12 protein-coding genes are annotated in these 14,393 nt (G+C 61.6%); 6 read left to right on the top strand and 6 right to left on the bottom strand.

What is annotated here, in order from left to right; translation table 11 throughout:
- Positions 1-44 precede the first annotated feature (44 nt).
- The 6 genes from KVG87_RS20575 to gatC all read right to left on the bottom strand — a co-directional run bounded on the left by KVG87_RS20575 (position 45) and on the right by gatC (position 5,331).
- The gene (locus KVG87_RS20575) at positions 45-425 is read right to left on the bottom strand and encodes a carboxymuconolactone decarboxylase family protein (protein ID WP_130911319.1); all 381 of its coding nucleotides are present in this window, start codon (positions 423-425) and stop codon (positions 45-47) included.
- On the bottom strand, positions 422-1,498 hold the full coding sequence (locus tag KVG87_RS20570) for a calcium/sodium antiporter (protein WP_217852390.1): 1,077 nt from the start codon (positions 1,496-1,498) through the stop codon (positions 422-424). Before KVG87_RS20570 ends, KVG87_RS20575 begins: the two co-directional genes overlap by 4 nt.
- A gap of 31 nt (positions 1,499-1,529) precedes the next feature.
- Positions 1,530-1,901 (bottom strand): septal ring lytic transglycosylase RlpA family protein, encoded by a 372-nt coding sequence (locus tag KVG87_RS20565; protein ID WP_016771703.1) that lies wholly within the window; start codon positions 1,899-1,901, stop codon positions 1,530-1,532.
- Positions 1,902-2,119: 218 nt separating this feature from the next.
- Positions 2,120-3,565 carry an Asp-tRNA(Asn)/Glu-tRNA(Gln) amidotransferase subunit GatB gene (gatB, locus tag KVG87_RS20560; RefSeq protein WP_016771702.1) on the bottom strand — a complete coding sequence of 482 codons (1,446 nt, stop codon included), beginning with the start codon at positions 3,563-3,565 and terminating at the stop codon, positions 2,120-2,122.
- A 10-nt stretch (positions 3,566-3,575) separates the two neighbouring features.
- Entirely contained in the window at positions 3,576-5,027 is a 1,452-nt protein-coding gene (gatA, locus tag KVG87_RS20555; RefSeq protein ID WP_076565843.1) for an Asp-tRNA(Asn)/Glu-tRNA(Gln) amidotransferase subunit GatA, read from the bottom strand.
- Between the two features lie 16 nt (positions 5,028-5,043).
- Complete coding sequence (gene gatC / locus KVG87_RS20550) at positions 5,044-5,331, bottom strand: Asp-tRNA(Asn)/Glu-tRNA(Gln) amidotransferase subunit GatC (protein ID WP_024011606.1); 288 nt, start codon at positions 5,329-5,331, stop codon at positions 5,044-5,046.
- A 211-nt stretch (positions 5,332-5,542) separates the two neighbouring features.
- On the opposite strand from gatC, the gene mreB reads away from it, so the two are divergent.
- From mreB to KVG87_RS20520, 6 genes are all read left to right on the top strand, one after another.
- The gene (mreB, locus tag KVG87_RS20545) at positions 5,543-6,580 is read left to right on the top strand and encodes a rod shape-determining protein MreB (RefSeq protein ID WP_002555108.1); all 1,038 of its coding nucleotides are present in this window, start codon (positions 5,543-5,545) and stop codon (positions 6,578-6,580) included.
- A 140-nt stretch (positions 6,581-6,720) separates the two neighbouring features.
- Positions 6,721-7,824, top strand: coding sequence for a rod shape-determining protein MreC (gene mreC, locus KVG87_RS20540; protein WP_076565845.1), 1,104 nt, complete (start codon positions 6,721-6,723; stop codon positions 7,822-7,824).
- Positions 7,824-8,315, top strand: coding sequence for a rod shape-determining protein MreD (gene mreD, locus KVG87_RS20535; RefSeq protein WP_024011608.1), 492 nt, complete (start codon positions 7,824-7,826; stop codon positions 8,313-8,315). The genes mreC and mreD overlap by 1 nt, the downstream gene beginning before the upstream one ends.
- Before the next feature lie 37 nt (positions 8,316-8,352).
- Complete coding sequence (locus tag KVG87_RS20530) at positions 8,353-8,949, top strand: Maf family protein (RefSeq protein ID WP_217852325.1); 597 nt, start codon at positions 8,353-8,355, stop codon at positions 8,947-8,949.
- A gap of 58 nt (positions 8,950-9,007) precedes the next feature.
- Positions 9,008-10,465: a ribonuclease G gene (rng, locus tag KVG87_RS20525; protein ID WP_016771696.1), complete on the top strand. Its 1,458-nt coding sequence runs from the start codon at positions 9,008-9,010 to the stop codon at positions 10,463-10,465.
- A 75-nt stretch (positions 10,466-10,540) separates the two neighbouring features.
- Positions 10,541-14,344 (top strand): YhdP family protein, encoded by a 3,804-nt coding sequence (locus KVG87_RS20520; protein ID WP_217852323.1) that lies wholly within the window; start codon positions 10,541-10,543, stop codon positions 14,342-14,344.
- Positions 14,345-14,393: the final 49 nt, after the last annotated feature.

Raw genomic sequence — 14,393 nt, 5'->3', positions numbered from 1 at the left:
GAAGCGCATTGCAAATGTGGGAGCGAGCCTGCTCGCGAAGGCAGTCACTGCGGTTTCTGGTAGGTATCGATCACTTCCTGCGCCGCGCGAAACGCATCGATCGCTGCCGGCACGCCTGCATACACCGCGCAATGCAGCAGCGCTTCACGAATCTCTTCCACCGTGCAGCCGTTGTTCAGCGCACCGCGCACATGGCCTTTCAACTCCTGCGGGCACTTCAACGCGGTCAGCGCTGCGAGGGTAATCAGGCTGCGGGTTTTCAGCGACAACCCTTCGCGATTCCACACCCCGCCCCAGGCGTGTTCATTGACGAAATCCTGCAACGGCTGGGTGAACTCGGTGGCGTTGCCCAGGGCGCGATCAACGAACGCATCGCCCATGACCTGACGACGGATTTCAACCCCGGACTGCTTCGACTCGCTCATGGCACATCTCTCTTGTGGTGTTGGCGACGCCAGGCGCGGATCGACGTGAACAGCAGAAACGTCAGCAGCGCCGGCAGGACATAAAACAGCATCAAGCGCTCGAGTTTGCCGGCCAGCGGCATACCAGTGGTGAACGACACCACATGCAGCCCGTAGACCAGATACAAACCAAGCAGCAGCAAGCCTTCGGCCCGGGTCACGCGATAGCCGGAATAGAACACCGGCAAGCACAGCGCCGCGACGCCGAGCATCACCGGCAAGTCGAAATCCAGCGCATTCGGGGAAACGGAAAGCGGCGTCGGTGCGAGTAGCGCGGTCAGCCCCAGCACTCCGAGCAGGTTGAACAGGTTGGCGCCGATCACGTTGCCCACGGCAATGTCGCGCTGCCCGCGCAACGCAGCGATCAGCGAAGTCGCCAGTTCTGGCAGCGAAGTGCCGACCGCAACCACGGTCAGACCGATGACCCGTTCCGACAGGCCAAGATCGGTGGCCACGACCACGGCGGCGCCGAGCAGCAGACGCCCGGCGAACACCAGCATGGCCAGGCCAGCGAGAATCATCAGCACACTGATCAGCCAGGATTGCTGCGTATCCTGCGAGCGTTCGGTATGGGGGCGAGTCGAATGTCGCGACTGACGCAACAGCAAGCCGAGGTACAGCGCCAAGGCGCCGAGCAGCAGGACGCCGTCGAAACGCCCGAGGTCTTTATTCCAGGCGAGGATGAATACCAGCAGGCTGGCGCCGATCATCAGCGGGATATCCAGGCGCACCAGTTGCCGCGACACGCGCAGGGGGATGATCAGTGCCGAGAGGCCAAGGGTGACGAGAATGTTGAAGATGCCGCTGCCGACCACGCTGCCGACGGCGATGTCCGGGTTGTCGGTCAGCGCCGCTTGCAGGCTCACGGTCATCTGCGGCGCGCTGCTGCCGAGGGCGACGATGGTCAGGCCGATGATCAGCGGGCGCACATGCAGACGTTCGGCCAGACGCACGGCGGCGCGCACCATCAGCTCGGCGCCGATGAGCAAAAGACACAGGCCACTGAACAATTCGATGACGTTGATCAGCGGCAGATCGGCTAGTCCGAAAATGGTCGGCGCTCCATCAGTCGAGAGCCTGCACGCGTACCCGTGCGGTGCCGCTGCGCAGCATGCCGATCTCGTCGGCGGCCTCGCGAGACAGATCGATCAGTCGGCCACGGGTGTGCGGGCCACGGTCATTGATGCGGACCACGACTGATTCATCATTTTTCAGGTTGGTGACCTTCACCCGCGTGCCGAACGGCAACTGGCGGTGGGCGGCGGTCAGGGAGTGCTGGTTGAACGCTTCGCCGCTGGCGGTGCGTTTACCGTGATGTTTGGCTCCATAGTAGGAGGCGACGCCGGTCTGGTCGTAACCGTGCGGGTCGATGGTGTCGGTACTGGCGCAACCGGCCAGCAGAGAGAGCAGGGCGCTGCTCAAAAACAGGCGCTTCATTCAAAGGTATCCCGGATCAAATGTAGGAGTGACCTGTGGCGAGGGGATTTATCCCCGTTGGACTGCGCAGCAGTCCCAAAACTGAGAACTCGATTTATCTGGTGCAAATCAAGCTCAGCAATTGGGGCCGCTTCGCGGCCCAACGGGGATAAATCCCCTCGCCACAGGTCCCTTCCACAGGGAATGGAGCCAGGCTTTGGATCTGGCTCCATTGGTGGTCAGCCTTCGAGCTTGCTTTTCAGCAGTTCGTTCACCTGCTGCGGGTTGGCCTTGCCTTTCGAGGCTTTCATGGCCTGGCCGACGAAGAAGCCGAACATCTTGCCGCGTTTGGCTTCGTCTGCCGCGCGGTACTGTTCGACCTGTTCGGCGTTGGCCGCGAGCATTTCGTCGAGCACGGCCGAGATCGCGCCGGTGTCGGTGACTTGCTTGAGGCCGCGCTTCTCGATGATCTCGTCAGCACTGCCTTCGCCGTTGGCCATCGCTTCGAACACTACCTTGGCGATCTTGCCGGAGATGGTGTTGTCCTTGATGCGCTGCAGCATGCCGCCCAGTTGCTCGGCGGAGACTGGCGAGTCTTCGATGTCCAGGCCCTGCTTGTTGAGCAGGCTGCCCAACTCGACCATCACCCAGTTCGCCGCCAGTTTCGCGTCGCCACCGATGGCCGCGACTTTCTCGAAGTAGTCCGCCTGTTCACGGCTGGTGGCCAGCACGTTGGCGTCGTAGGCCGACAGACCGAACTGGCTCTGGAAGCGTTCGCGCTTTTGCGGTGGCAGTTCCGGCAGGGTGGCACGCACTTCACCGAGGAACGACTCTTCGATGACCACCGGCAGCAGGTCCGGATCGGGGAAGTAACGGTAGTCGTTGGCTTCCTCTTTCGAACGCATGGGACGGGTCTCGTCCTTGTTCGGATCGTACAGGCGGGTCTGCTGGATCACTTTGCCGCCGTCTTCGATCAGCTCGATCTGGCGCTGGATTTCCGAGTTGATCGCTTTCTCGATGAAGCGGAACGAGTTGACGTTCTTGATCTCGCAGCGAGTGCCGAACTCGACCTGGCCTTTCGGCCGTACCGAGACGTTGCAGTCGCAACGCAGCGAGCCTTCGGCCATGTTGCCGTCGCAGATGCCCAGGTAACGCACCAGTGCGTGGATCGCCTTGACGTAAGCCACGGCTTCCTTGGCGCTGCGCATGTCCGGCTCGGAAACGATTTCCAGCAGCGGCGTGCCGGCACGGTTCAGGTCGATGCCGGTGGCACCGTTGAATTCTTCGTGCAGGCTCTTGCCGGCGTCTTCTTCCAGGTGCGCGCGGGTGATGCCGACGCGTTTGACCGTGCCGTCTTCCAGGGCGATGTCCAGGTGGCCCTTGCCAACGATGGGCAATTCCATCTGGCTGATCTGGTAGCCCTTCGGCAGATCCGGGTAGAAATAGTTTTTCCGGGCGAACACGTTGTGCTGGCCGATCTCGGCGTCAATCGCCAGACCGAACATCACCGCCATGCGCACCGCTTCCTGGTTGAGCACCGGCAGCACGCCGGGCATGCCCAGATCGATCAGGCTGGCCTGGGTGTTCGGCTCGGAACCGAACGTGGTGGAACTACCGGAAAAGATTTTCGACCGGGTGGTGAGCTGAGTGTGAATCTCCAGCCCGATCACGACTTCCCATTGCATGTGTGTCTCCTCAGAAGCCGGTTGGGGTGCGGGTGTGCCAGTCAGTGTTGAGCTGATACTGGTGGGCAACGTTCAACAGGCGGCCTTCCTGGAAATACGGCGCGAGCAACTGCACGCCCACCGGCAGACCGTCGACAAAACCGGCCGGCATCGACAGGCCCGGCAGGCCGGCGAGGTTGGCGGTGATGGTGTAGACGTCTTCCAGGTATGCAGCGACCGGGTCGCTGTTCTTCGCGCCAAGCTTCCAGGCCGGGTTCGGCGTGGTCGGGCCGAGGATGATGTCGACTTCATTGAACGCAGCCATGAAATCGTTCTTCACCAGGCGACGGATCTTCTGCGCTTTCAGGTAGTAGGCATCGTAGTAACCGGCGGACAGCGCGTAGGCACCGACCATGATCCGGCGCTGTACTTCGGCGCCGAAGCCTTCGCCACGGGAGCGTTTGTACAGGTCGATGAGGTTTTCCGGGTTTTCGCAGCGGTGGCCGAAACGCACGCCGTCGAAACGCGACAGGTTCGAGGAGGCCTCTGCCGGGGCGATCACGTAGTACGCAGGAATGGCGTGCTGCATGTTCGGCAGGCTGATTTCCTTGATCACCGCACCGAGCTTCTGCAACTGCTGGATGCTGTTCTGGATCAGCTCGGCAATGCGCGGGTCGAGACCGGCGCTGAAGTATTCCTTCGGCACGCCGATGCGCAGGCCTTGCAGCGAATCGCCCAGGCCGGCGGAGTAATCCGGAACCGGCTCATCGATGCTGGTGGAATCGTTCGGGTCGAAGCCGGCCATGCCTTGCAGCAGGATCGCGCAGTCTTCGGCGGTGCGCGCCAACGGGCCGCCCTGATCAAGGCTGGACGCGTAGGCAATCATGCCCCAGCGCGAAACGCGACCGTAGGTCGGCTTCAAACCGGTGAGGTTGGTGAATGCTGCCGGCTGGCGGATCGAACCGCCGGTGTCGGTTGCGGTGGCGGCAGGCAGCAGGCGAGCGGCCACGGCGGCGGCCGAGCCACCGGACGAACCGCCCGGCACGTGTTCCAGGTTCCACGGGTTTTTCACTGCGCCGTACCAGCTCGACTCGTTGGCCGAACCCATGGCGAATTCGTCCATGTTGGTCTTGCCCAGGGTCACGGCGCCAGCAGCGGCCAGTTTCGCGACTACGGTGGCGTCATACGGGGCCTTGAAGTTGTCGAGCATCTTCGAGCCGCAGCTGGTGCGGATGCCCAGGGTGCAGAACAGGTCCTTGTGGGCGATCGGCGCACCGAGCAGAGCGCCGCTCTCACCGTTGGCCCGGCGTGCATCGGCGGCTTTCGCCTGCTCGATGGCCAGATCCTCGGTGAGGCTGATGAAACTGTTGAGCTGCGGATCGAGCTGGGTAATACGCGCCAGCAGGACTTTGGTCAGCTCTTCGGAGGAAAACTTTTTATCGGCGAGACCGCGGGCGATCTCGGCCAGAGTCATTTGATGCATTGCAGGCTCTTTCCCTTTAGTCGATGACTTTCGGAACCAGATACAGGCCGTTTTCGACCGCTGGTGCGATGGACTGGTAGGCCTCGCGATTATTCGTCTCGGTCACCACATCGGCGCGCAGGCGCTGACTGGCTTCCAGGGGGTGGGCCAGCGGCTCGATACCGTCGGTATCAACGGCCTGCATTTCGTCGACCAGCCCGAGAATGCTGTTGAGGGCGGAAGTAATGTGCGGAAGATCGGCATCGTTGAGGCCAAGGCAGGCCAGATGCGCGATTTTTTCCACGTCGGAGCGTTCTAGCGCCATCGGGATTCTCCAGTGGAAAACAGAACGGACGGCGTCCGTGTGTTAGATTGTCGGAACACTACCGCACTTCTACGGTCATAAGGCCGCGATTGTGGGGCTTGGTGCACAGAAAAGCGGCCAATTTAACATATTGGCGCCTTGCCCAAAATCCCTGTCGTTGTTAGAGTTTGCCGCACTTTTTTACCCACGCGTTGCCTAGGGTCCCTTTCCCATGTTCAAGAAACTGCGTGGCATGTTTTCCAGCGATCTTTCCATTGACCTGGGCACTGCCAACACCCTTATTTACGTGCGCGAGCGCGGTATCGTCCTGAATGAGCCATCGGTTGTGGCCATTCGGACACACGGTAACCAGAAAAGTGTCGTTGCTGTCGGCACCGAGGCCAAGCGCATGCTCGGCCGTACGCCGGGCAACATTGCTGCCATTCGTCCGATGAAGGATGGCGTGATCGCCGACTTCAGCGTCTGCGAAAAGATGCTGCAGTACTTTATCAACAAGGTTCACGAAAACAGTTTCCTGCAGCCCAGCCCTCGTGTGCTGATCTGCGTTCCATGCAAGTCCACCCAGGTTGAGCGTCGTGCCATCCGTGAATCGGCCCTTGGCGCCGGTGCCCGTGAAGTGTTCCTGATCGAAGAGCCGATGGCTGCTGCGATCGGTGCCGGTCTGCCGGTTGAAGAAGCGCGCGGTTCGATGGTCGTGGATATCGGTGGTGGTACCACCGAGATCGCCCTGATCTCCCTGAACGGTGTGGTCTACGCCGAATCCGTACGTGTCGGCGGCGACCGTTTTGACGAAGCGATCATCACCTACGTGCGCCGTAACTACGGCAGCCTGATCGGTGAATCCACCGCTGAACGCATCAAGCAGGAAATCGGTACGGCCTACCCGGGCGGCGAAGTGCGCGAAGTCGATGTTCGCGGTCGCAACCTGGCCGAAGGCGTTCCACGCGCATTCACCCTGAACTCCAACGAAGTGCTCGAGGCTCTGCAAGAGTCGCTGGCAACCATCGTTCAGGCCGTGAAAAGCGCGCTGGAGCAATCGCCGCCGGAACTGGCTTCCGACATCGCCGAGCGTGGCCTGGTGCTGACCGGTGGTGGCGCGCTGCTGCGTGACCTCGACAAGTTGCTGGCCCAGGAAACAGGTCTGCCGGTGATCGTTGCCGAAGATCCGCTGACTTGCGTTGCTCGCGGCGGTGGCCGTGCGCTGGAAATGATGGATAAGCACACCATGGATCTGCTTTCGAGCGAATAAGCTTCGAATGCAATACGTGGGTGAACGCACAGGCAGCACTTTGCAGTGCTGCCTGTTGGCGTTTATCTTCTGTCAGTCTTCATCCAGGCCGGTTTGATGCCGTATGAATAAACAGAACATTTGCCTGGGAGGAGCGGCTTATTAAACCGCTTTTCACCAAAGGCCCTTCGTTGGGCGTGCGCCTGTTGGTGCTGGCCGTGCTCGCGGTCGCGCTGATGGTGGTCGATGCACGTTTCGACCTGCTCAAGCCCGCGCGCAAGCAAGCGTCGCTGGTGCTCATGGATGCCTACTGGATCACCGACCTGCCCGGCCGCTTGTGGGAAGGGGTCGCCAGTCAGTTCGGCAGCCGCACCGAGCTCGTCGCCGAAAACGAAAAACTCAAGACCGAAAACCTGCTGTTGCAGGGGCGCATGCAAAAGCTCGCGGCCCTGACCGAGCAGAACGTTCGGCTGCGCGAGTTGCTCAATTCCTCTGCATTGGTCAATGAAAAGGTCGAAGTGGCCGAGCTGATCGGCATGGACCCCAACCCCTTCACCCATCGCATCATCATCAACAAAGGAGAGCGCGACGGCGTGGTGCTCGGTCAACCGGTGCTCGATGCACGCGGGCTGATGGGCCAGGTGGTTGAGTTGATGCCGTACACCTCGCGGGTCCTGCTGCTGACCGACACCACCCATAGCATTCCGGTGCAGGTAAACCGTAACGGTCTGCGCGCGATTGCCAGTGGCACCGGCAACCCTGAGCGCCTGGAATTGCGTCATGTCGCCGACACGGCAGACATCAAAGAGGGCGACCTGCTGGTCAGCTCCGGCCTCGGCCAGCGATTCCCCGCTGGTTATCCGGTGGCCACGGTCAAGGAAGTCATCCATGATTCCGGCCAGCCGTTTGCCATTGTCCGCGCCGTGCCGACTGCCGCCCTGAACCGCAGCCGCTACCTGCTGCTGGTGTTCAGCGACAGCCGCACCGCCGAGGAACGCGCCAATGACGCCGCCCAGGCGCAGGAACAGCTCGATGCCCACGGCGGCGGCCCGATGTTGCCGGCCAGCGTGCCGAAACCGTTGATCATGCCTGCCACGCCGTCGACCGCTACCGCAGCGCCGGCCGCTGAAGCTGCGGCGCCTGCCACCACGCCTGCCAAGCCTGCCGCGAGCAAACCGCCCGCTGCCGCTCCGGCCGCTGCCAAACCACCGGCCGCGAGCAAACCACCGGCGAAACCGCCAGCCACTACCGGGGGACGAGAATAATGGTCGGCGCGAAAAAATCCGGAAACGGCTGGATGATCTGGCTGACGTTCTTCGTCGGCATCCTGCTCAGCGTTTCACCGTTGCCGATCTTCATGGAAATCCTTCGCCCGCTGTGGCTGGCCTTGCTCGTGACCTTCTGGGCGCTGTATATGCCGCACACGGTCGGCATGGTCACCGCCTTCTGTCTGGGACTGGCCGAAGATGTCCTGCAGGGCGACCTGCTCGGGCAGAACGCGCTGATCCTGACCCTGATTACTTTCCTCGTGTTGTCGTTGCAGCAGCGTCTGCGCATGTTCCCGATGTGGCAGCAGTGCCTGGTGATCCTGGTGATCTTCGGCCTCGCACAATTGGCGCAACTGTGGCTCAGCGCTCTGACCGGCAACCGTCAGCCAACCCTGGCGCTGGTCTTGCCGGCGCTGGTCAGTGCCTTACTCTGGCCGTGGGTCAGCTTCGCCCTTCGCGGGATGTGCCGACGCTACAGAATCTATTGAGCCGGTGAAGCAGGGCACTGAACAGGGAGATGTTTTGATGAAACTGCTTTACCTCGCCTCCGGCTCACCGCGTCGCCGTGAATTGCTCACGCAGATCGGCGTGCACTTCTCCGCCATCAGCGCGGACATCGACGAAACCCCGCTTCCTGAAGAATCCCCTTCGGCCTATGTCGAGCGCCTCGCGCGTGGCAAGGCTGAGGCCGGGCGCCGCTCGGTCGTCTCTGATCAGCCGTTCTGCGTGCTTGGCGCCGACACCGCTGTGGTACTCGACGGCAAAATACTTGGCAAACCGGTGGACGAAGCCGACGCATGCGCCATGCTGATGATGTTGTCCGGCAGCGAACACGAAGTGCTGACCGCTATCGCCGTGCTTGAAGGTGAGCGCTGCGAGTCGCGGGTGGTGCGCAGTCGCGTGCGTTTCCGCAGCATCAGCCGCGAAGAGGCCGGCGCCTACTGGGCCAGTGGCGAACCGCGCGACAAGGCCGGCGGCTATGGCATTCAGGGCCTGGGTGCGGTGTTTGTCGCCGGGCTCGACGGCAGCTACTCGGCGGTGGTCGGCTTGCCGTTGTGCGAAACCTGCGAGGTGTTGGGCCATTTCGGCATACCCTGTTGGCAAAACCTGAACACGCCCTGAGCGTCGTACGAATCCAGATGCGGCCACTATCGTGAACATGCCTGAACGAGATCCTGCCATGAGTGAAGAGATTCTGATCAACATCACGCCGATGGAGTCGCGCGTGGCGGTGGTCGAAAACGGTGTGCTGCAAGAAGTCCACGTCGAGCGCACGCAGAAACGCGGGATCGTCGGCAACATCTATAAAGGCAAGATCGTTCGCGTCCTGCCGGGCATGCAGGCGGCATTTGTCGACATCGGCCTCGATCGTGCGGCTTTCATTCACGCCGCCGAAATCTCCCTGCGTGAAGGCCCGGCGGTGGAAAGCATCAGTTCGCTGGTGCACGAAGGCCAAAGTCTGGTGGTGCAAGTCACCAAAGACCCGATCGGCTCCAAAGGTGCACGCCTGACCACACAACTGTCGATTCCTTCGCGTTATCTGGTGTACATGCCGCGCACCGCCCACGTCGGCATTTCCCTGAAGATCGAAGACGAAGCCGAGCGCGAGCGCCTCAAGCAGGTGGTCAGCGATTGCGTGGCCAAAGAAGGCATCAAGGAGGCCGGCGGTTTCATTCTGCGCACAGCCGCTGAAGGCGCGGGCGCTGATGAAATCCTCATGGACATCCGCTACCTGCGGCGCCTCTGGGACCAGATCAACGAGCAGATCAAGACCATCGCCGCGCCCAGCGTGATCTACGAAGACCTCGGCCTGGCCCTGCGCACCCTGCGTGACCTGGTCAACCCGAAGATCGAGAAGATCCGCATCGATTCCCGGGAAACCTTCCAGAAAACCACGCAGTTCGTCGCCGAACTGATGCCGGAAATCGCCGATCGTCTGGAACACTATCCGGGCGAGCGGCCGATCTTCGATCTGTACGGTGTCGAAGACGAAATCCAGCGCGCGCTGGAGCGCAAGGTACCGCTGAAATCCGGCGGCTATCTGGTGATCGATCCGGCGGAAGCCATGACCACCATCGACGTCAACACCGGGGCGTTCGTCGGTCATCGCAACCTCGAAGAAACCATTTTCAAGACCAATCTCGAAGCGGCCACGGCGATCGCCCGGCAGATGCGCCTGCGCAATCTCGGCGGGATCATCATCATCGACTTCATCGACATGGAAGATGAAGAGCACCAGCGTCAGGTCCTGCGCACTCTGGAGAAACAGTTGGAGCGCGATCACGCCAAGACCAACATCATCGGCATCACCGAGTTGGGCCTGGTGCAGATGACCCGCAAGCGCACCCGCGAAAGCCTTGAGCAGGTGTTGTGCGAACCGTGCAGCAGTTGTCAGGGACGCGGCAAACTGAAGACCGCCGAAACCATCTGTTACGAGATCTTCCGTGAGATTCTGCGCGAGGCCCGGGCCTACCAGGCCGAGGGTTATCGAGTGCTGGCCAACCAGAAAGTGGTCGATCGTCTGCTCGACGAAGAGTCCGGTAACGTCGCCGAACTTGAAGGTTTTATCGGTCGCACCATACGCTTCCAGGTGGAAACCATGTATTCCCAGGAACAATATGACGTGGTGCTGCTCTGAAACCCTGCATCACCCTTCATTCAACGCGGCTGGCCTCAGCTTTTCGCAGTTTTTTTGCCATGGGAGCCAACTGACATGGAGCGTCTGACACGCATTCTGGCCGCACTCACCCGCTGGGGGCTGGGCCTGTGCGCGTTGGTTCTGGTGTTGATGGCGTTGTACGTCAGCCTCGGTCGCGAGTTGACGCCACTGGTGGCGGAATACCGCGCCGACATCGAAGACAAGGCCAGCGCCGCCCTCGGCATGCCCTTGCAGATCGGTGAGCTGGAAGGCAACTGGAGCGGTTTCGCGCCGATCCTGCTGGCCCATGACGTGATGGTCGGCGACGGCGCCAACGCTCTGCGCCTCGACCGCGTGCGGGTGGTGCCGGATATGTGGGGCAGCATGTTGGCCCGCGAAGTACGCCTCGCGCATATCGAACTCAACGGTTTGAAGATCAGCCTCAAGGAAGCTGAAGACGGCACTTGGGCGCTGGAAGGGCTGCCGGTGCAGAAGGATCAACCGTTCGATGCGGTGCAACTGTTCCAGCGCTCGCAGATGATCAGGCAATTGTCGGTGCTCGACAGCCAGGTGACCCTGCAACCGCTCGATCACCCGCCCATGACGCTCACCTATGTCGGCCTCAATCTGCGTACCGGCGCCAGCCGCCAGCGTCTCGACGCGCGTCTGACCTTGCCCGATGGCCAGCCTGTAGCGCTGAGCCTGCACAGCCAGCTGCGTCCCGATCAATGGCAGAACAGCGCCATCGAGGGTTATGCCAGCCTGCCGCAGAGCGACTGGGCGAAATGGCTGCCCGAACGCCTGACCCAGCAATGGAATTTTTCCGAGATCAAGGCCGGCGGCGAACTCTGGGTCGATTGGGCCGAAGGCGCGTTGCAAAGCGCCGCGTTGCGCCTGAATGCGCCGCAAGTGACCGGTGCCTACGCCGAGCGCAAGCCGATCCAGATCAACAATCTGGCGCTCAACGCCTATTACCGCAACACCGCCGAGGGCGTGCACGTCACTCTTGATTCACTGGCCATGAGCTTCGGCGACACCCGCTGGGAATCCCATGTGCAGGTGCAGCAGACCCGCGCCAGCGCCAAGGCTGAAGAGCTCTGGCATCTGCAGGCCGATCGCCTCGATCTGACCCCGATCACGCCGCTGCTCAATGCGTTGGGGCCGTTGCCGCAAAGCTTCGCCACAGTGGTCGAGCGTTTGAAGGTAACCGGCGGCCTGCGCAACGTGTTGCTGGACTTCCGCCCGACCGCCACCGATGGCAGCAAATTCGGCTTTGCCGCCAACCTCGATAATGTCGGTTTCGATGCCTACCACGGCGCTCCGGCGGCGCGGAATGTCAGTGGCAGCCTGAGTGGCAACCTCGACGGCGGCGAGTTGCGCCTCGACAGCAAGGACTTTGTCCTGCACCTCGATCCGATTTTCGCCAAACCATGGCAATACCTGCAGGCCAATGCGCGGCTGACCTGGAAGCTCGACAAGGATGGCTTCACCCTGATTGCGCCATACCTCAAGGTATTGGGCGAGGAGGGCAAGATTGCCGGCGATTTCCTCATTCGCCTGCACTTTGACCATAGCCAGGAAGACTACATGGACCTGCGCGTCGGCCTGGTCGATGGCGACGGTCGCTATACCGCGAAATATCTGCCGGCGGTGTTGAGCCCGGCGCTTGATGAGTGGCTGCGCACAGCGATCCTCAAAGGCGCGGTGGATCAGGGCTTCTTCCAGTATCAGGGCTCGCTGAGCAAGAACGCTGGCGAGGCTGATCGCAGCATCAGCCTGTTCTTCAAGGTCCATGACGCCGAACTGGCGTTTCAGCCGGGCTGGCCCCATGTGAGCAAAGTCAGCGGCGATGTGTTCATCGAAGACAGCGGCGTGCGCATCTGGGCCAGCAAAGGCCAGTTGCTCGACACCCAAGTCAGCGACGTCTTCGTCAATATTCCTCACGTACCGGCCGGGCAGAACTCGCATTTGTTTCTTGATGGCGCATTTGCCGGTGGCCTGGGCGATGGCTTGAAAATTCTTCAGGACGCGCCGATCGGCACTGGCGAAACCTTTGCCGGTTGGGAGGGCGCCGGTGATCTGAATGGCAAGCTCAAACTGGACATTCCGCTGGCCAAGGGCGAACAGCCGAAAATCCTCGTCGATTTCAAAACCGCCAACGCGCGGCTGAAACTGGCCGAACCGAAGCTCGAACTGAGCCAGCTCAAGGGCGATTTCCGCTTCGACAGCAATAAGGGCCTCAGCGGCCAGAACATCTCTGCACGGGCCTTCGACAAACCGGTCACTGCGCAGATATTCGCCGACGGCAGCCCCAATCAGATCAAGACTCGCGTCGCCGCATCTGGACAGGTTGAAGTCAAAAAGCTCACCGACTGGCTGGGCGTGACCCAGCCGTTGCCGGTGTCCGGGACGATTCCTTATCAGTTGCAGCTGAATCTTTCCGGGGCCGACAGCCAGTTGCTGGTCAGCTCCAGCCTCAAAGGCGTGGCAGTGGATCTGCCGGCGCCGTTCGGCATGGCCGCCGATGTCGGGCGTGACACGGTATTCCGCATGACCTTGCAAGGGCAGGAGCGGCGTTACTGGGTCAATTACGATCAACTGGCCAATTTCACTTTTGCTGCGCCGCCGAGCAATTTCGCCGATGGCCGTGGCGAACTGCTTCTCGGTGCTGGCGAAGCGGCGTTGCCGGGCGCCAAGGGCCTGCGCATTCGCGGGGTGCTGTCGGAACTGGACGTAGCGCCGTGGCAGGATCTGGCCAGCGAGTACGCTGGCGGGGATCCGGGCGGCAGCGCCAAACAACTGCTGAGCAGTGCTGACATCAAGGTCGGCAAATTGACCGCGTTCGGCACCACGCTGGATCAGGCTTCGGTGCAGATCAATCGCAAGCCAGGCGCGTGGAACCTGGCGCTGGATAGCCAACAGGCCAAGGGCAGCGCCAGCCTGCCGGACGCCAAGGGCGTACCGATTGCGGTGAATCTGCAATACGTGAAACTGCCGGCGCCGGACCCGGCGGTACAGGCTGACGAGAACGCGCCGGATCCATTGGCGTCGGTCGACCCGACGAAAATCCCGGCGCTGGATATCACCCTCAATCAGTTGTTCCTCGGCCCCGATCTGGTCGGTGGCTGGTCGCTGAAAGTGCGGCCGACCGCCAAGGGCATCGCGCTGAACAACCTCGACATGGGCCTCAAGGGTATCCTGCTGCAAGGCAACGGCGGCTGGGAAGGCGCGCCGGGGGCGACCAGCAGTTGGTACAAGGGCCGCATTGGCGGCAAGAATCTGGCCGACGTGCTCAAAGGCTGGGGTTTCGCGCCAAGCGTCACCAGTGAAGAATTCCACATGGATGTCGATGGCCGCTGGCCGGGCTCGCCGGCGTGGCTGGCGACCAAGCGCTTCTCCGGCACCCTCGATGCCTCGCTGAACAAAGGCCAGTTCGTTGAAGTGGAGGGCGGTGCTCAGGCGCTGCGAGTGTTCGGCCTGCTCAACTTCAACTCGATCGGCCGGCGTCTGCGTCTGGACTTCTCCGACCTGTTCGGCAAAGGCCTGAGCTACGACCGGGTCAAAGGTCTGCTGGTGGCGAACAATGGTGTCTACGTGACACGTGAGCCGATTCGCCTGACCGGGCCTTCGAGCAATCTTGAGCTGGACGGCACGCTGGATCTGGTCGGTGACAAGGTCGATGCGAAATTGCTGGTGACACTGCCGGTGACCAACAACCTGCCGATCGCCGCGCTGCTCGTCGGCGCACCGGCGGTCGGCGGCGCGCTGTTCCTCATCGACAAGCTGATCGGCGACCGCGTCGCGCGCTTCGCCAGCGTCAAGTACACCGTCAAAGGCCCATGGAAAGAGCCGAAAATCACCTTCGACAAGCCTTTTTGAACGGCCCGGCCTTGAAGCGATGGAGTAGCATGGCCGAATACCTCTTTGG

The organism is Pseudomonas siliginis (assembly GCF_019145195.1).
Classification (GTDB): domain Bacteria; phylum Pseudomonadota; class Gammaproteobacteria; order Pseudomonadales; family Pseudomonadaceae; genus Aquipseudomonas; species Aquipseudomonas siliginis.
This window is presented reverse-complemented; position numbering and strand designations above follow the sequence as displayed.